Origin of the sequence: Oscillibacter sp. (genome assembly GCF_040505565.1) — a bacterium.
In the GTDB taxonomy this organism is placed as follows: Bacteria; Bacillota; Clostridia; order Oscillospirales; family Oscillospiraceae; genus Oscillibacter.
Genome location: NZ_JBEUWZ010000016.1, coordinates 38,800 through 55,419, shown reverse-complemented (window position 1 = coordinate 55,419; position 16,620 = coordinate 38,800). Strand labels below are relative to the sequence as shown.

At 58.8% G+C, this 16,620-nt stretch carries 18 protein-coding genes; 17 read left to right on the top strand and 1 reads right to left on the bottom strand.

Features of this window, described 5'->3' with window-relative positions:
- Positions 1-92: 92 nt before the first annotated feature.
- The 11 genes from trkA to ABWQ15_RS09085 all read left to right on the top strand — a co-directional run bounded on the left by trkA (position 93) and on the right by ABWQ15_RS09085 (position 10,476).
- Positions 93-1,451, top strand: coding sequence for a Trk system potassium transporter TrkA (trkA, locus tag ABWQ15_RS09135; protein WP_353908462.1), 1,359 nt, complete (start codon positions 93-95; stop codon positions 1,449-1,451).
- A 14-nt stretch (positions 1,452-1,465) separates the two neighbouring features.
- Entirely contained in the window at positions 1,466-2,914 is a 1,449-nt protein-coding gene (locus ABWQ15_RS09130; protein WP_353908461.1) for a TrkH family potassium uptake protein, read from the top strand.
- 174 nt (positions 2,915-3,088) lie between these two features.
- Entirely contained in the window at positions 3,089-4,372 is a 1,284-nt protein-coding gene (locus ABWQ15_RS09125; protein WP_353908460.1) for a dihydroorotase, read from the top strand.
- Positions 4,369-5,106 carry a dihydroorotate dehydrogenase electron transfer subunit gene (locus ABWQ15_RS09120; RefSeq protein ID WP_353908459.1) on the top strand — a complete coding sequence of 246 codons (738 nt, stop codon included), beginning with the start codon at positions 4,369-4,371 and terminating at the stop codon, positions 5,104-5,106. The genes ABWQ15_RS09125 and ABWQ15_RS09120 overlap by 4 nt, the downstream gene beginning before the upstream one ends.
- A complete protein-coding gene (locus tag ABWQ15_RS09115; RefSeq protein ID WP_353908458.1) occupies positions 5,100-6,017 on the top strand; it encodes a dihydroorotate dehydrogenase in 918 nt (305 codons plus the stop codon). The genes ABWQ15_RS09120 and ABWQ15_RS09115 overlap by 7 nt, the downstream gene beginning before the upstream one ends.
- Positions 6,010-6,714 (top strand): orotidine-5'-phosphate decarboxylase, encoded by a 705-nt coding sequence (gene pyrF / locus ABWQ15_RS09110; RefSeq protein ID WP_353908457.1) that lies wholly within the window; start codon positions 6,010-6,012, stop codon positions 6,712-6,714. Before ABWQ15_RS09115 ends, pyrF begins: the two co-directional genes overlap by 8 nt.
- Before the next feature lie 28 nt (positions 6,715-6,742).
- Positions 6,743-7,381 carry an orotate phosphoribosyltransferase gene (pyrE, locus tag ABWQ15_RS09105; RefSeq protein ID WP_353908456.1) on the top strand — a complete coding sequence of 213 codons (639 nt, stop codon included), beginning with the start codon at positions 6,743-6,745 and terminating at the stop codon, positions 7,379-7,381.
- A gap of 35 nt (positions 7,382-7,416) precedes the next feature.
- Entirely contained in the window at positions 7,417-8,343 is a 927-nt protein-coding gene (gene pyrB / locus ABWQ15_RS09100) for an aspartate carbamoyltransferase (RefSeq protein WP_353908455.1), read from the top strand.
- 11 nt (positions 8,344-8,354) lie between these two features.
- Positions 8,355-8,780: an aspartate carbamoyltransferase regulatory subunit gene (locus tag ABWQ15_RS09095; protein WP_353908454.1), complete on the top strand. Its 426-nt coding sequence runs from the start codon at positions 8,355-8,357 to the stop codon at positions 8,778-8,780.
- A gap of 42 nt (positions 8,781-8,822) precedes the next feature.
- Entirely contained in the window at positions 8,823-9,827 is a 1,005-nt protein-coding gene (locus tag ABWQ15_RS09090; protein ID WP_353908453.1) for a DMT family transporter, read from the top strand.
- Between the two features lie 142 nt (positions 9,828-9,969).
- Positions 9,970-10,476 (top strand): GreA/GreB family elongation factor, encoded by a 507-nt coding sequence (locus ABWQ15_RS09085; RefSeq protein WP_353908452.1) that lies wholly within the window; start codon positions 9,970-9,972, stop codon positions 10,474-10,476.
- 164 nt (positions 10,477-10,640) lie between these two features.
- Here ABWQ15_RS09085 and ABWQ15_RS09080 read toward each other — a convergent pair whose 3' ends face one another.
- Entirely contained in the window at positions 10,641-11,159 is a 519-nt protein-coding gene (locus tag ABWQ15_RS09080; protein ID WP_353908451.1) for a shikimate kinase, read from the bottom strand.
- 310 nt (positions 11,160-11,469) lie between these two features.
- Between ABWQ15_RS09080 and ABWQ15_RS09075 the strand changes: the two genes are divergently transcribed.
- The 6 genes from ABWQ15_RS09075 (at position 11,470) to purN (ending at position 16,615) form a co-directional block, all read left to right on the top strand.
- The gene (locus ABWQ15_RS09075) at positions 11,470-12,195 is read left to right on the top strand and encodes a GntR family transcriptional regulator (protein WP_353908450.1); all 726 of its coding nucleotides are present in this window, start codon (positions 11,470-11,472) and stop codon (positions 12,193-12,195) included.
- A 76-nt stretch (positions 12,196-12,271) separates the two neighbouring features.
- Positions 12,272-12,769 (top strand): 5-(carboxyamino)imidazole ribonucleotide mutase, encoded by a 498-nt coding sequence (gene purE / locus ABWQ15_RS09070; RefSeq protein WP_353908449.1) that lies wholly within the window; start codon positions 12,272-12,274, stop codon positions 12,767-12,769.
- 50 nt (positions 12,770-12,819) lie between these two features.
- Positions 12,820-13,539: a phosphoribosylaminoimidazolesuccinocarboxamide synthase gene (gene purC, locus ABWQ15_RS09065; protein WP_353908448.1), complete on the top strand. Its 720-nt coding sequence runs from the start codon at positions 12,820-12,822 to the stop codon at positions 13,537-13,539.
- A complete protein-coding gene (gene purF / locus ABWQ15_RS09060; RefSeq protein ID WP_353908447.1) occupies positions 13,526-14,995 on the top strand; it encodes an amidophosphoribosyltransferase in 1,470 nt (489 codons plus the stop codon). Before purC ends, purF begins: the two co-directional genes overlap by 14 nt.
- The gene (gene purM / locus ABWQ15_RS09055) at positions 14,988-16,022 is read left to right on the top strand and encodes a phosphoribosylformylglycinamidine cyclo-ligase (protein WP_353908446.1); all 1,035 of its coding nucleotides are present in this window, start codon (positions 14,988-14,990) and stop codon (positions 16,020-16,022) included. The genes purF and purM overlap by 8 nt, the downstream gene beginning before the upstream one ends.
- Positions 16,016-16,615 (top strand): phosphoribosylglycinamide formyltransferase, encoded by a 600-nt coding sequence (purN, locus tag ABWQ15_RS09050; protein WP_353908445.1) that lies wholly within the window; start codon positions 16,016-16,018, stop codon positions 16,613-16,615. Before purM ends, purN begins: the two co-directional genes overlap by 7 nt.
- Positions 16,616-16,620: the final 5 nt, after the last annotated feature.

The following is a 16,620-nucleotide window of genomic DNA, read 5'->3' as shown; positions in this document are numbered from 1 at the left end:
AATATTCATTATACTGGCATTTGTGAAGGTATGCAAAATTTTGGGCAGCTTTCTCCGAATGATAATCGAGTGAAAATTGAGGTTTGTCATCTATGAAAATTATTATCGTGGGCGCCGGGAAAGTCGGGCTGGCGCTGACGCAGCATCTTTCCAAGGAACACAGCGTCATCGTCATCGACCAGAACCCCCAGCTTTTGGAGCACATCATTAATGTCTACGACGTGAGGGGAGTGTGCGGCAACGGCGCATGCGCCGACGTGCAGAAAGAAGCAGACGCGGGGCGGGCCAACTTGCTCATTGCCACCGCCTCCAGCGACGAGATCAACATTTTGACCTGCCTTGTGGCAAAAACCCTGGGCGTGCAGCACACCATCGCGCGCATCCGTAACCCGGAATACGAAAATCAGCTGCGGTACATGCGGGGGGAGCTGGGATTGTCTATGGCCATCAACCCGGAACGGGCCACTGCCCGGGAGATCGCCCGCGTCCTCCGGTATCCCAACGCGATGAAGCTGGAGTCCTTTTCCAAGGGTCGGCTGGAGTTGGTGGAATACCGCCTGGCTCCCGGCAGCACACTCAGCGGTGTACGGCTCAGCGATCTCTATAAGAACCTGCGGGCAAGGGTGCTGGTCTGTGCGGTAGCCCGGAAGGACGAGACCATCATCCCCTCCGGCGATTTTATCCTTCAGGATGGGGACACCATTTATATTACCGCCACCCCCCATGAGCTGGAACAGTTCTTCCGGCATCTGGGGGTGTTCAAGTGTAAGGCGTCCTCCGTCATGATCGTGGGTGCCAGCAAGCTGTGCTATTATCTGGCCACGCAGCTGATCGAAATGGGGATGACCGTCAAGATCATCGACCAGAACAAAGAGCGCTCCACTCACATGAGCGAGCTTCTGCCCAAGGCTTTGATTATCACCGGCGATGGTACGGACAGTGAGCTTCTGCGAGAGGAGGGTCTGGATCAGACCGACGGCTTCGTAGCCATTACCGGCATGGACGAGGCCAATATTCTGATGGCTCTCAGCGTGTCCAAGCAGTGCAAAAACTGCAAGGTGGTGGCGAAGATCAACCGTCAGTCTCTGGTGGATCTGGTGTCCACTGAGGGCATGATCGGCAGCGTGGTATCCACCGGCTCCGTCACCGCGGAGCTGATTTTGCAGTACGTCCGCGCGATGCAGAATGCCTCCGGCTCCCAGGTTAAAACCCTGCACCGCCTGATAGGCGGCACGGTGGAGGCGCTGGAGTTCGGCATCCGGCCTGATTCGCCTTTGATCGGCGTGCCTCTGCGGGACCTCGAGCTCCGCTCCGGTATTTTGCTGGCAGGCATCGTCCGGCAAAACGGAAAGATTGTCATTCCCTCCGGCGAGGACGCCATCAATGCGGGCGATGATGTGATCGTGGTTACTACCAGTACCTTGCGGGATATCCGCGACATATTGCGGTAAGAAGGGCGGATACCGTGAATAGAAGAATGATTGCCTACATCATCGGCAGAATTTTGCTGGTGGAGGCGGCGCTGCTGGCGCTGCCCATGCTGGTGGCCATGCTGTACCATGAGTCGGTGCAGCCGTTTTTGATTCCCATTCTGGCGCTGATCCTCTGCGGTATTCTACTGGGCCATGGCTCTCCCCGGTCCCGGGCGCTCTATGCCAGGGACGGCTTTGCCATCGTGGCACTTGCCTGGATTGTGATGTCTTTTTTCGGGGCAATGCCCTTTTACATCTCCCACTCCATGTCCACCTTTGTGGACTGCTTCTTTGAAACCGTCTCCGGCTTCACCACCACCGGCGCCAGCATTCTGACGGATGTGGAGCATCTGGGCCGGGGCGTGCTGTTCTGGCGCAGCTTTACCCACTGGGTGGGCGGTATGGGTGTGCTGGTGTTCGTGATGGCCATTCTGCCCACGTCCGACGGGCACGGAATGCATCTTCTGCGGGCGGAAGTTCCCGGCCCCGAGGTAGGAAAGCTGGTGAGCCGTCTGGGAGACACCGCGAAAATTCTGTACGGCATTTATCTGGTCATGACAGTGGTCGAGATCGTCCTGCTGCTGCTGGGCGGAATGCCGCTGTTCGACGCCTGCATCCACTCCTTCGGCTCTGCCGGCACAGGCGGCTTCAGCAGCCGGAATCTCAGCGTGGGAGCGTACAACAGCCCTTACATCGACCTTGTGATCGGTGTTTTCATGCTACTGTTCGGTGTGAACTTCAACCTCTATTTTTTTCTGCTCGTCGGCAAGGTGCGGGATGTGCTGCGGTCCGAGGAACTGCGGGCCTATTTTCTGATCGTGGCGGCAGCCACCGTCACCATCGCGTGGAATATCTCCGGCCTGTTTGAGTCCTTTTCCACTGCGCTGCGGTACTCCTTCTTTCAGGTGTCCTCCATTATTACCACCACCGGATACGCCACAACGGACTTCAACGTCTGGCCGACTTATTCCAGACTCGTACTGGTCCTTTTGATGTTCGCGGGAGCCTGCGCCGGGTCCACCGGCGGCGGCATTAAGATCGCCCGTCTGGTAATTCTGTTCAAGACAGCCGTCAGCGACATGCGGCAGATGCTGCATCCCAACGCCGTGACCACCATCCGAATGGAGGGCCGGACAATGAGCGAAAAAGTCCTGCGCAACACCCATGTGTTTTTGGTGGCATATCTGCTGGTCTTGAACTTGTCCACCATCCTGCTGAGTCTGGACGGGTTCGACCTCGTCACCACCTTTACCGCCGTAGCGTCCTGCATCAACAACATCGGGCCGGGGCTTGAGCTGGTGGGTCCCATGGGGAACTTCGCCGCATTTTCCCCGGCGTCCAAGCTTCTGCTGTCGTTTGACATGCTGGCAGGAAGGCTGGAGATGTTCCCGATTTTGCTGCTGGTACCGTCGCTGTGGCGCAGACACAGCTTACATAAGTGAAGCCGACAAACGGCGGGGGACGCGCTGCGTCCCCCGCCGTTTGTCGTTGGCAGAGAAAAAACGTCCAAAATTTAGCTTAAATTTATGTATCCTGTTTCTTAAACTCGCCATTGACAAGCGCGGTTGATTCCACTACAATATATCGTCAGAGTATGTACAAGCAGGAGGTACGCCATGAGTTATCTGCTGGCCGGCGGCAGTGTATTTTTGAACGGTGCTTTTCAAACGGCGGACGTAGCCGTTGAGAATGGCCGTATTGTTTCTATTTCCCCGTTTCTCCCCCGTGAGAATCAGTCCGTGATCAAACTTGATAATTTGTTTGTTGTTCCAGGTTTCGTCGATGTCCATGTACATCTTCGGGAGCCTGGATTTTCTTATAAGGAAACCATCGCCTCAGGCACGGCGGCGGCAGCGGCGGGGGGCTATACCGCCGTGTGCTCCATGCCCAACCTGAAGCCGGTGCCGGACAGTTCGGAGACCTTGCAGCCGCAGCTGGACGCCATCGCCCGGGACGCGAAGATCCGCGTCTATCCATACGGCGCTATCACCGCTGGAGAGAAGGGACAGGCTTTGTCCGACATGGCGGGCATGGCTCCTCGCGTGGCGGGCTTTTCCGATGACGGGCGGGGCGTCCAGTCCGAGGACAGGATGCGCGCCGCTATGAAAATGGCCAAGGCGCTGGGAAGGCCCATTGTGGCTCACTGTGAAGCGAACGAGCTGCTGACTCCCGGAGGCTGCGTCCACGACGGGACCTGGGCCAGAGCCCACGGCTTTCCCGGTATCTCCTCGGAGAGCGAGTGGCGGCAGATTGAGCGGGACATCGGCCTGGTCCGGGAGACCGGGTGCCAATACCACGTCTGCCACATCTCAACCAAGCAGAGCGTAGACCTTATCCGCAGGGCGAAAGCCGAGGGCCTTCCCGTCACCTGCGAGACCGGGCCGCACTATCTGGTTTTGTGTGAAGCGGACCTCATGGACGAGGGCCGGTTCAAGATGAACCCACCCCTGCGGTCCGCCGCGGATCGGGACGCGATGATCGAAGGGCTGCTGGACGGCACCATCGACTGCATCGCAACGGACCACGCTCCCCACTCCGCCGAAGAAAAATCCGGGGGCCTTCGAAAAAGCGCCTTCGGAATTGTGGGCCTTGAGACCGCGTTTCCCATTCTGTACACCCAATTGGTGCAAACGGGCATTGTCCCGCTGAAACTGCTTCTGGACCGGCTGTGCACACGGCCCCGGAGAATTTTCGGGCTGCCGGGGGGCGATGTGGCCGAGGGCGCTCCCGCCGACCTGACAGTGCTGGATTTAAACCGGCCCCACGCCATCGTCAGCAGTGCTTTTAAGTCTCTGGGCCGCGCAACGCCTTTTGACGGCTGGACCGTGGCCGCAGCCGTGGCCGCCACGATCTGTAACGGGAAACTGGTTTACACGGATTTGCAACGGGAGGACGTATGAAGCAATCTCTCTTTACCATCGAGCATACCCGCCAGCTCACCGCCGACACCTATGAGATGGTACTCTCCGGAGATACCTCCGCCATTACCGCACCGGGGCAGTTTGTCAACATTGCCCTGCCGCTGAGATTCCTGCGCCGACCCATCTCCGTCGCCAACTGGTCAAAGGACGCTTTGCTGCTGATCGTCCGGGTAGCGGGCGAGGGGACGCGGGAGCTGGTGCGCTCTGTCCCGGGGACGGAGCTGGACACCCTCTCGGGTCTTGGCAACGGATTTGGTTTGGAAAGCTGCCCGGAAAATCCCATTCTGATCGGCGGCGGCGTGGGCGCGGCTCCGCTGTTCGGGCTTGCGGGGCAGATGCGAAAGCTTGGCACCACTCCCACGGTGGCGCTGGGTTTTCGCACCGCGAAGGACGCATTTTATCTGGAGGAGTTTGCCACTCTCGGTTGCCGCCTCTTTCTTGCTACGGAGGACGGAAGCCTTGGGATAAAAGGCTTTGTCACGGATCTTGTCCGAGCGGTACCGGAGTGTACCGCCGCGTTTGTCTGCGGCCCCACGCCCATGCTGAAAGCCGTCTGGGCGCTGCCCCAGCTGAAAATTGGGCAATATAGCTTTGAGGCCCGGATGGCCTGCGGCTTCGGGGCCTGCGTGGGCTGCACCATCGAGACGAAAGGCGGCCCGCGCCGGGTATGCAAGGACGGTCCTGTGTTCCGGAAGGAGGAGATCGCATGGTAAATTTGGAGGTCTCCCTGGCGGGTGTGTCTCTTAAAAATCCGGTGATTCCCGCCTCCGGCACGTTTGGATACGGGCGAGAGTTTGCGCAGGTCTATGATTTGGACATCCTGGGCTCCTTCTCCTTTAAGGGCACCACGGCGAAGCCCCGGTTTGGAAATCCGCAGCCCCGCGTGGCGGAAACGCCCTGCGGGATGCTGAACGCCGTGGGGCTTCAAAATCCGGGCATTGACTCTGTGGTCACGCAGGAGCTGCCCAACATCGCGAAAATTTTCCACGGCCCGGTGATTGCCAACATCGGCGGCAACACAGCGGAGGAGTATGCGGAAAATTGCCGCGCTCTGGACGGCTGCGCGCAGGTGGGTATTATCGAGGTGAACATCTCCTGCCCCAACGTCCACTGCGGCGGCAAGAACTTCGGATCCGACCCCCGCGCCGCCGCTCAGGTGACGGCGGCGGTGAAGGCCGCCACGAAAAAGCCGGTTTTTATCAAGCTCTCGCCCAACGTGACAGATATCGCGGAGATTGCCCGGGCCTGCGCGGACGCAGGGGCGGACGGAATTTGTCTCATCAACACTTTGCTTGGTATGCGCATTGACCTGAAATCAAAGCGCCCGCTGCTATCCAACCGCACAGGAGGGCTGTCCGGCCCCGCCGTGTTTCCCGTGGCGCTGCGGATGGTGTGGGACGTATACGAGGCGGTAAAGCTGCCCATCATCGGCTGCGGCGGGGTCAGCTCCGCCGAGGACGTGTGCGAGATGATGCTGGCAGGGGCCAGCGCCGTGGAGATCGGCGCGGCCAATCTGAAAAATCCCTCTGCCTGCAAGGCCATTGTTGAAGATCTGCCCGGCGTTTGCCAGCGGCTGGGCGTGACCAAAATTTGCGAACTGACAGGAGGAGCGCACCATGAATAAAGACGTCATCATCGCCCTTGATTTCCCCACAGGGGCGGAGACCCTGCAATTTCTCGACCGGTTTTCCGCCGGAGAGAAGCCCTTTGTGAAAATCGGCATGGAGCTTTTTTACGCCGAGGGGCCGGATATGGTCCGGAAGATCAAGGCCCGGGGCCATAAGATTTTTCTCGATTTAAAGCTCCACGATATTCCAAACACCGTAAAGCGGGCCATGAGCGTCCTCAGCCGTCTGGATGTGGACATGGTAAATCTGCACGCCGCGGGCGCGTCCGAGATGATGAGGGCCGCGCTGGAGGGCCTTACCCGCCCGGACGGCACCCGGCCTTTACTGATTGCCGTGACCCAGCTCACCTCCACCAACGACGAGGCTTTAAAGAACGAGCTTCTGATCGATGTCACCATGGCGGAGGCGGTGATGTCCTACGCCAAAAATGCCGCCGTTTCCGGGCTGGACGGCGTGGTCTGCTCCCCGCTGGAGGCAGCGGACGTGAAGGCCGCCTGCGGTAACGGCTTCGTCACGGTCACCCCCGGCATCCGTTTTGCGGACAGCGCCGCAGGAGATCAAAAGCGCATCATGACGCCGGAGTTGGCGGGAAAGTCCGGCTGCGACTATCTGGTGATGGGCCGCCCCATCACGCAGGCGGACGACCCTATCGCCGCATACCGCCGCGCAGCAAAGGACTTTTTCGGTCAGTAAGCCACAAAGTCAAAGGAGATTTTAGAATATGAGTATTGAACGCGAGATCGCACACGATCTTTTATCCATCGGCGCGGTGTTCCTGCGTCCTGACGAGCCCTTCACATGGGCCAGCGGCATCCACAGCCCCATCTACTGCGACAACCGCCTGACCCTGACGGCTCCCGCTGTTCGCACCGCCGTGGAGACCGGCCTGGTGAATCTGATCTGCAAGCACTACCCGGACGCCGAAGTGCTGATGGGCACTTCCACCGCCGGCATCGCCCACGCCGCCATCGTAGGCCACCTGATGGGCCTTCCCATGGGGTACGTCCGGTCCGGGCACAAGGACCACGGTCGGGGCAACCAGATCGAGGGAAAGCTGGAAAAAGGCCGGAAGGTGGTGGTGGTGGAGGACCTGATCTCCACCGCCGGAAGCTGCATTGAGGTGGTGGACGTTCTCCGGGAAGCCGGGGCGGACGTACTGGGCGTGGCCTCCATCTTCACCTATGGGCTCCAAAAAGGCATTGACCGGCTGGCGGCGGCAAACGTCGTCAATTTCAGCCTGAGCAACTTTGACGCGGTGTGCGAAGTGGCCGCCGAGGAAGGCAAAATCAAAATGGAGGATATCCAGCGTCTGAAAAAATTCCGCGCCGACCCCAGTGACGTAAGCTGGATGCACGCCTGATCCAATCCGGCGAAACGCAAGAAGGGAGAATCTCTATGCCAAACCGCAATCTCATCGACATCACCGACCTGACCCCCGCCGAGATCGACGGACTGATCTCCACGGCGGAGGACATCATTGAAAACCCTGCGAAATACCAAAACCTCTGCGCCCACCGGCAGCTGGCAACGCTGTTTTTCGAGCCGTCCACCCGGACGCGCCTGAGCTTTGAGTCCGCCATGCTCTCTCTGGGCGGCACCGTGCTGGGCTTTTCCGAGGCGGCATCGTCCTCAACCGCCAAGGGAGAAACCGTGGTGGACACCGTTCACACGGTGAGCTGCTATGCGGACATCATCGCCATGCGCCATCCCAAGGAGGGCGCGCCCTTTGCCGCCGCCCAGCGCTCGGAGGTGCCCATCATCAACGCCGGAGACGGCGGCCACAACCATCCCACCCAAACCCTCACCGACCTTTTGACCATTCACAGGGAGAAGGGCCGTCTGAGCGACTTTACCATCGGCTTTTGCGGCGATCTGAAATTTGGTCGGACGGTTCACTCCCTGGTGAACGCCCTATCCCGTCAAAGCGGCATCCGCTTTGTGTTCATCTCCCCGGAGGAGCTGAAGCTGCCCGGCTATCTGAAGGAAAATGTTCTGGATAAGAACGGTCTTCCGTATACGGAGACGGACTCGCTGGAGGACGCCATTCCCAGCCTTGATGTCTTGTATATGACCCGTGTCCAGAAGGAGCGGTTCTTTAACGAGGCGGATTACATCCGGCTGAAGGACACCTATGTTCTGGACCCGGAAAAGCTGATCCCCGCAAAAAGCGATTTGTGCATTCTCCATCCCCTGCCCCGGGTAAACGAGATCGCGGTGGCGGTGGACAACGATCCCCGGGCCTGCTACTTCAAGCAGGTCAAAAACGGTAAGTTTATCCGCATGGCCCTGATCCTGTTGCTGCTGGGCCTGCGGGCAGAGTAAAGGAGACCGCAATGAATATCGACAGCATCCAAAACGGCGTGGTGCTCGACCACATTCAGGCCGGAAAGTCCATGGACATCTACAAGTACCTGCACCTTGACCAGCTGGACTGCTCCGTGGCCATTATCAAAAACGTCCGCAGCGGGCGGATGGGCAAGAAGGACATCATCAAGATCGACTCTCCCATGGAGGTAGATTTGGACGTGCTGGGCTATATCGACCCGAACATCACCGTCAACATCATTCGGGACGGAAAGCGGATGGCGAAAAAGCATCTGGAACTTCCAATGAAGCTGGTGAATATCATTCATTGTAAGAATCCCCGGTGCATCACGGCGGCAGAGCCCCAGCTGGATGCCATTTTCCTTCTGAGCGACCGTGAGAAACACACCTACCGCTGCGCTTACTGCGAAGCGGAAAAGAAACGAAAGCTGTAAAAAGCGGCGCGGCTGCTCCGCACCGGAAAGAGGCAAAAGCCATTGGAGAAACAATCAGAAATCGCGCTGGCCGAAGATGTGCCGAATAAAATCAGCCCGATAGCGTGCAAGCCGGAGAGCGGCGGGGCAGAAGCTACCGCAGTGGAAGGGGCCCCGTCCCTCCGCCTCACACCCCGGCTGGCTATCGGGCTGATTTTACTTCAGAGTCTGTTCTTCGGCCTTGGAGATCCCATTTCCAAGGAAGCCTATCACGTTGTGCCGGTATACGCGCTGCTCTCCATGCGGTATTTGCTGACGCTGCTCATCCTGTTTCTGTTTGCCGGAAAGCGGATCGTCGCGGGGCTGCGCCGCTGCCGTGTCCGCGACTGGATTGCTTCGTCGCTTTGTATCGCCTGCGCCCATATGAGCGGCAACGTTGCCATAAAGCTCACCGCCGCCACCAGCGTGGCGTTCCTGCGGTCATTGTGCACCGTAATGACTCCCCTTCTGGTTCTGCTGCTGTTCCGCCGGAAATACTCCCGGAAGCACATTCCCATTCAGATTTTGGTGGTACTGGGGCTGTATCTACTTTGTGGGTTGGGAGGGCTGAGCGGCTTTGGCGCGGGGGAGATGCTGTCCCTGCTGACGGCTCTGCTGCTGGCGGGGTCTCTGGTGCTGGGGCAGGAGTCTTTGAGTCGGGTGGACCCGCTGACCCTCTCCGCCGTCCAGACCGCCACGGCGGCGGTGATGGGAACAGCCTGCGCCTTTTTGTTCGACGGAGGCTGGACCTCACTCTCTGCTGTCACACCCCGGATATGGGGCATCATTGTTTATCTGGCCATAGCCTGCACAGTGGGCGGTTTTCTGCTGCAAAACGCGGCACTGACCGCTGTCTCCGCCCGGACCGTGGCTCTGGTTCAGAGCATCTGCCCGGTGATGACGGCGCTGTTCTCCTTTTTCCTTCTGGGGGAGCGGCTCTCCGCGCCGGGTCTTCTGGGCGCGGGCATCATCGTGGCCTGCGTGGCCGGCGAGAGTCTGCTCCCGGAGGATGGGCCTTGCAATCCCTGAAAAAATGCGCTAGAATTGAATTAGTTATGCGGCTCTGCGCCAAATGGCGAAGGGCCGCGTTTTTTTAGGCGCCACCCGGTGCGGACGCACAGGGGCGTCAGCAGCCGCGGATTCTGCGGTGCTGCGTTAAGGAGGTTTTTCTGTGTATGACGAGTTGACGGAAGTGGACATTCAGAAGATGAAGGAAGAGATTGCCCACCGCACCACGGTGCTGCGGCCAAAACTGATTGAGGATGTGCAGACAGCCCGGGGGTTCGGCGACCTCAGTGAAAATTTCGAATACAAGTGTGCCAAGCGGGATAAAAACCGCAACGACAGCCGCATTCGCTATCTTCAGCAGATGATCCGCACGGCAAAAGTTATCCGCCCCAAGACCTCCGACGCAAACTGCGTGGACCTGTTCGACACGGTGGTCATCGTCCCCGCGCCCACAAAGACGCCCCAGACCATTCGCATCGTCACCACGCTGCGCCAGGACGCGCTGAAGGGCCTCATCAGCAAGGAATCACCGGTTGCCAAGGCGGTGCTGGGCCGCAGAGCCGGAGAGACCGTTCCTGTGGATTTAGGCGAGGGGCGGGGTTATGAGCTGACGATCCAGTCTGTTGAAAAGGGCACGGACGACGCGTCTTTGGATATCAGCAGCTACTGAAGTTCTCCTCCCGAATGCAGCGGGGAAAAACTCCTATCAAAGAAACCCCCTTACCGGGCGTTCCTAAAAAAGCAAGCCCCTCAGTCCGCCATGGACCGAGGGGCTTGCTCTATATTCGTATGTATTCTCTCGCTTTTACCGCGCCCCAGCCGGGCAATTCTCGGTCAATTATTAAGACTCATGCCCACGGTGTGCATCACCTGCTCCACCTGCCGCGCGGTGGCGTCCTCGCCCTCCTGGCTGACGACGATCACGTCGGCGTACTTCGCATACAGCGGCTCCCGCTGGCGATAGATTTCCCGGATCGTCATGTCTCGGGGCGCGGCAATTCCCCGATCCCACAAATCCTCCGGCATTCGGTCCTCGATCTCCCGCAGGGGTGTCTCCAGCCAGACGGAAACGCCGTTTTTTCGCAGGCTTTCCATCGCTCCGCTGGAGAGCACCATACTGCCGCCGGTGGCAATCACCGTATCCTGAAGGTCGAGACTCGCGCCCACTTTTCCCTCCAGTACCAAAAAATCGTCCACGCCCATCTCCAGCAGCAGTTCCTTCAGTGTCTTGCCCGTCCGCTCGTAGATCACATCGTCCACATCCAGAAACGTATATCCCAAGCGCGCCGCCAGAGCCTTGCCCACCGCGCTCTTGCCCGTGCCGGGCATGCCGATCAGAATCAGATTTTTCACAAGCTCCTCCTAAAATGCCTTGACAAAATATCGAACGCGCCATACAGCGATTTTGTTTGCGCCCGCCTGAAAAGCGGGGCTGCAACCGTCCGGCAGATGCCATTATAACTATTTTGCGGACAAATGTCCACCAGTAATTTACACAAAAATGCGGCCCCGCCACAGCAGACAATCCCCGCAGAAACACGCGGAGAAATTCTGTGGATTTTGTCAGTTGCGGCAAAAGAGAAATACAGATATAATAGGTATGACCTTTAAGGTATTACCTATTGCCATAACGGCCATATGTTTTGATAATGAGGTGAGCTATATGAGCAGTCAGATTTCCCAATCCAAGACGATCCGCATGCAGCTGCTGATTGCCATGCGGGACGGAGCGTACGCCAATTGCGAACGTCTGCCCCGTGAGAGTGTACTGTCGGAGAAAATGGGCATCAGCCGCACCCAGCTGAGGGATATACTCGCCTCGCTGGAACGGGAGGGATTCATCACCCGCCGCCACGGAGTGGGTACGATCATCAACCGCCATGTTCTGAGTGTCCAGACCCGCATGGACATTGAACTGGAATTTCTGGACATGATTAGCCAGAGCGGGCATAAGGCCGCAGTGGCCTTCGTCCGGGTATCCGACGGTGAGGCGGATGAGAAAATCGCAAAGCAGCTCCATCTGCCGGTGGGCTCACCCATTATCCGCATCTCCCGGCTCTGCACCGCCGACGGAAAGCCCGCCATCTACTGCGAGGACATCGTCGAAAAGGCGTTGGCAAAGGGCAACTACACCATCAAGGACTTCAAGCTCCCCATCTTTCACTTCCTGCGCCAGTTCTGTGGGGTGGTCCCCTATATGGACCTGACAAACGTGCGCCCCGCGGCAGCGAACCCGGCCCTGGCGGAGATTTTTTCCATCCCCATCGGCACGCCGCTTCTGAATATGGACGAGGTGGACTTCGACATCGACGGAAAGCCGGTGTTCTGCTCCAACGAGTATTTTATAGACGGTATTTTCGACCTGACGGTTATGCGCAAAAAGCTCTGATGCGGCTTTCGCCGCCGTGCAGACCGGTTAAACTCTGCGGCGCGTGCGCCGCATGAAAAGGCAGAGGAGAGCAAGTATGAAAAAAGTTGCCGTAATCATGGGCAGCGACAGCGATTGGCCCGTGGTCAAGAGCGCCTGCCGGGAGCTGGAGAGCTTCGGCATTCCCTATGAGGCCCATATTCTCAGCGCCCACCGCACTCCGGCCCAGGCAGCGGAGTTTGCCAAAAACGCCCGGGCCAACGGCTTTGGCGTGCTGATCTGCGCCGCGGGGATGGCGGCGCATCTGGCGGGGGCCTTTGCGGGCAACTGCACTTTGCCGGTGATCGGTATTCCCATGAAGGGTGGCGCCATGGACGGACTGGACGCCCTTCTCGCCACGGTTCAGATGCCCGGCGGTATTCCGGTGGCGACCGTGGCCATCAACGGAGCGAAAAATGCAGCGGTGCTGGCTGCGCAGATTTTAGCGGTCTCCGACGACGCACTTTCCGCCCGGCTGGACGAGGCGCGTTCCGCCATGGCGGCCCAGATCGCCGAGAAAGAGGAAAAGCTGCAAGCCGAACTGTATAACGGCTGAACGTAATTGAATAATAAATAAAAGAAGAAAATTTTTGGGAGGAACACAAGATGCAAAAGCTGGAACAGATTTACGAGGGCAAGGCCAAAAAGGTGTTCAGAACCGATGACCCGGAGCGCTACATTGTGGACTATAAGGACGACGCCACTGCTTTCAACGGAGCAAAAAAGGGCACCATTGTGGGCAAGGGCGTCATCAACAATCAGATGACCAACTATTTCATGCGGCGCATGGAAAAAGCGGGCATCCCGACTCACTTCGTTCAGGAGCTTTCCGAGCGGGAGACGCTGGTGAAAAAGGTCTCCATCGTCCCTCTGGAGGTCATCATCCGCAATATCTCCGCTGGCTCCTTCGCTAAGCGTTACGGTGTGGAGGAAGGAATCGTATTCGACGCACCCACCATCGAGTTCTCTTATAAAAGCGATCCTCTGGATGACCCCCTGCTGAACGAGTATCATGCCCTGGCTCTGAAGCTGGCCACAAAAGAGGAGATCGAGACAATCAAGAAGTACGCTTTCGCCGTCAACGACGTTTTGAAGGCATTCTGGGCGGACTGCGGCGTCACTCTGGTAGACTTCAAGTTGGAATTCGGCAAAGTCTCCGACGGCGCCGTGGTTCTGGCAGACGAGATCAGCCCCGACACCTGCCGTCTGTGGGACAGCAAGACCCATGAAAAATTGGACAAGGACCGCTTCCGCCGGGACATGGGCGGCGTGGAAGACGCTTATGCCGAAGTTATGAAGAGAATGAAAGCCCATGACGCGAACTGAAGGTATTTGTGTCCCCGCCCGTCACCTCCATGAGGAATGCGGCGTCTTCGGGGTATTTGGCAAAGAGCCGCGGGACGTGGCCTCCCTCTGCTATTATGCGCTGTACGCTTTGCAGCATCGGGGACAGGAGAGCTGCGGCATCGTGGTGAACGATGACGGCGTGTTTTCCTCCTACCGGGACGTGGGACTGGTGGGCGACGTGTTCACACCGGAGCATCTGCAGCCTCTGGGGCAGGGCAACATCGCGGTGGGCCACGTGCGCTACGGTACCACCGGCTGCGACAACAAGCGAAATGTCCAGCCCATTCTGGTCAATCACCACAAGGGCCGCATGGCCCTGGCCCACAACGGCAACCTCACCAATGCTCACGAGCTGCGGGAGGAGCTGGAGTCTCAGGGTTCCATTTTCCAAACCACCTCCGACACGGAGGTCATCGCCTATATCATCGTGCAGGAGCGGCTCAAGCAGCCCTCTATCGAGGAGGCCGTCTACGCCGCCATGGGCCGCATTGAGGGGGCCTATTCCCTGGTGCTGTCCTCTCCCAGCAAGCTGATTGCCGTCCGGGATCCCCACGGCTTCCGGCCTTTGTGCATGGGCAGGCTAAAAAACGGCGATGTGGTGTTTGCCTCGGAATCCTGTGCGCTGGACGCCATCAGCGCAAAATTTGAGCGGGACATTCAGCCCGGTGAGATCGTGGTGGTGGATAAGAGCGGTGTCCGCTCCGACGCCCGCCGTTGCGGCTCCGCCCAGCGGAAGCTGTGTGTTTTCGAGTTCATCTACTTTGCCCGACCCGACTCCGTGATCGACGGCAGCAGCGTCCAGACCGCCCGCCAGCGGGCGGGGGCGTTTTTAGCGCTGGATCACCCCGTTCAGGCGGACGTGGTGGTAGGCGTTCCCGATTCGGGACTGGATGCGGCGCTGGGCTATGCCCGCCAATCCGGCATTCCCTATGCGCAGGGGTTTATCAAAAACAAATATATCGGCCGCACCTTTATCTCCCCCACCCAGGCGATGCGGGAAAGCGAGGTCAACATCAAGCTCAACCCCATCCGTTCCGCTGTGGAGGGGAAGCGGGTGGTTCTGGTGGACGACTCCATCGTCCGCGGCACCACCTCCCGGCGCATCGTGAACCTGCTCCGCGCCGCCGGGGCAAAAGAGGTTCACATGCGCATCTCCGCGCCGCCCTTTGTGGCTGCGTGTTATTACGGAACGGATATCGACGATAACAGCAAGCTCATCGCCGCAAACCACACCGTGGATGAGATCGCGGAGCTAATCGGCGCGGATTCCCTTGGATACCTGAGCCTTTCCGATGTTGAAAAGCTGGCGGATCAAACCGCGTCGGGCTTCTGCACCGCCTGCTTCGGCGGCGAATATGCAACGAGCATTCCCTCTGGGGGCAAGGACCGGTTTGAAAAAAAGATCAGCGAGAATGAGGAGGACAGCCATGCGTAGTTTTTCCGACAGTTACCGCGCCGCCGGCGTGGATATTGAGGCGGGATACAAGGGCGTGCAGCTGATGAAAAAGGATGTGGCGCGCACGATGGTCCCCGGCGTGATCTCGGATCCAGGCGGCTTCGGCGGCTTGTTTGCGCCGAATTTTACAGGGGTGCAAGAGCCGGTGCTGGTCTCCGGCACCGACGGCGTGGGCACCAAACTCCGCATTGCCCAGCTGCTGGACAAGCACGATACCGTCGGTATCGACTGCGTGGCCATGTGCGTCAACGATATTATCTGCTGCGGCGCAAAGCCCCTGTTTTTTCTGGATTATATCGCCATCGGTAAGAATGATCCGAAAAAAGTGGCCGCCATCGTCTCCGGCGTAGCGGAGGGCTGCGTCCAGTCCGGCTGCGCCCTCATCGGCGGCGAGACCGCCGAGCACCCCGGCGTCATGGCCGCGGACGACTACGATTTGGCCGGATTTTCCGTGGGACTTGTGGACAAGGCCAAGGTCATTGACCATGGCAAAATGCAGTCGGGCGACGTGATTCTGGGCCTGCCCTCCTCCGGCATTCACTCCAACGGCTATTCTCTCGTGCGGAAAATTTTCAATGTGGAACACACCAACCTGAATCTCTATTCCGACGAACTGGGCGAAACACTTGGTGAGGCACTGCTGACCCCCACCAAGCTCTACGTAAAGCCCGTGCTGGCCGCACTGGAGGCCGCGGAGATTCACGGTGTCAGCCACATCACCGGCGGCGGGTTCTTTGAAAATATTCCCCGATCCGTCCCCGATGGCCTGTGCGCAAAGATTGAGAGAACCGTTTTGAAAATGCCCCCCATCTTTAAAATGCTGGCTTCCATGGGTGACGTTTCGGAGCGAGAGATGTTCAACACCTACAACATGGGCGTCGGCATGACGGTCATTGCCTCCAAAGAAACCGCTGACAGGGCATTGGAGGCTCTTCGCACCGCCGGCTGCGCGGCTTATCCCATCGGTGAAATTGTCGCCGGGGAGGAAAAGGTGTCTCTATGCTGAAGCGAGTCGCCGTGCTGGTCTCCGGCGGCGGCACAAATTTGGAAGCTCTGCTGAACGCGCAGGAGAGCGGACGCATTCCCCACGGGGAGATCGTCCTGGCGGTCTCCGGCACCGCCGGGGCCTATGCCGTGGAGCGGGCGAAAAAGCACGGTGTTCCCGCCCTGACCCTGTCCCGAAAGGAACTGGGTCAGGAAGGCTTTGAAGACGCCCTTTCTGCCTGCCTGAAGGAATACCGCGTCGATCTCATCGTTCTGGCGGGGTTTCTCTCCATCCTCTCCGCGAGCTTTGTGGCCCAGTGGCCGGAGCGAATTGTGAACATCCACCCCTCCCTGATCCCCGCGTTCTGCGGCAAGGGGTTTTACGGACTCCGCGTCCATGAAGCGGCGCTCAGCCGCGGAGTAAAACTCACCGGGGCCACGGTCCATTTGGTGAACGAAATTCCGGACGGCGGGCGCATTTTGCTGCAAAAGGCAGTGGAAATTTCTCCGGGCGACACGCCGGAAATCCTTCAGCGCCGGGTAATGGAGCAGGCCGAATGGGAACTGCTTCCCCGGGCGGTGGAGGCTTTGTGCGAACAACTCACTCAGGAGTAAAGGAG

Bases quoted from the DNA above. Each gene is read 5' to 3' on its own strand.
- trkA (WP_353908462.1), top strand. From the start codon at position 93: ATGAAAATTATTATCGTGGGCGCCGGGAAAGTCGGGCTGGCGCTGACG.
- ABWQ15_RS09125 (WP_353908460.1), top strand. From the start codon at position 3,089: ATGAGTTATCTGCTGGCCGGCGGCAGTGTATTTTTGAACGGTGCTTTT.
- ABWQ15_RS09120 (WP_353908459.1), top strand. From the start codon at position 4,369: ATGAAGCAATCTCTCTTTACCATCGAGCATACCCGCCAGCTCACCGCC.
- ABWQ15_RS09115 (WP_353908458.1), top strand. From the start codon at position 5,100: ATGGTAAATTTGGAGGTCTCCCTGGCGGGTGTGTCTCTTAAAAATCCG.
- pyrF (WP_353908457.1), top strand. From the start codon at position 6,010: ATGAATAAAGACGTCATCATCGCCCTTGATTTCCCCACAGGGGCGGAG.
- pyrE (WP_353908456.1), top strand. From the start codon at position 6,743: ATGAGTATTGAACGCGAGATCGCACACGATCTTTTATCCATCGGCGCG.
- pyrB (WP_353908455.1), top strand. From the start codon at position 7,417: ATGCCAAACCGCAATCTCATCGACATCACCGACCTGACCCCCGCCGAG.
- ABWQ15_RS09095 (WP_353908454.1), top strand. From the start codon at position 8,355: ATGAATATCGACAGCATCCAAAACGGCGTGGTGCTCGACCACATTCAG.
- ABWQ15_RS09075 (WP_353908450.1), top strand. From the start codon at position 11,470: ATGAGCAGTCAGATTTCCCAATCCAAGACGATCCGCATGCAGCTGCTG.
- purE (WP_353908449.1), top strand. From the start codon at position 12,272: ATGAAAAAAGTTGCCGTAATCATGGGCAGCGACAGCGATTGGCCCGTG.
- purC (WP_353908448.1), top strand. From the start codon at position 12,820: ATGCAAAAGCTGGAACAGATTTACGAGGGCAAGGCCAAAAAGGTGTTC.
- purF (WP_353908447.1), top strand. From the start codon at position 13,526: ATGACGCGAACTGAAGGTATTTGTGTCCCCGCCCGTCACCTCCATGAG.
- purM (WP_353908446.1), top strand. From the start codon at position 14,988: ATGCGTAGTTTTTCCGACAGTTACCGCGCCGCCGGCGTGGATATTGAG.
- purN (WP_353908445.1), top strand. From the start codon at position 16,016: ATGCTGAAGCGAGTCGCCGTGCTGGTCTCCGGCGGCGGCACAAATTTG.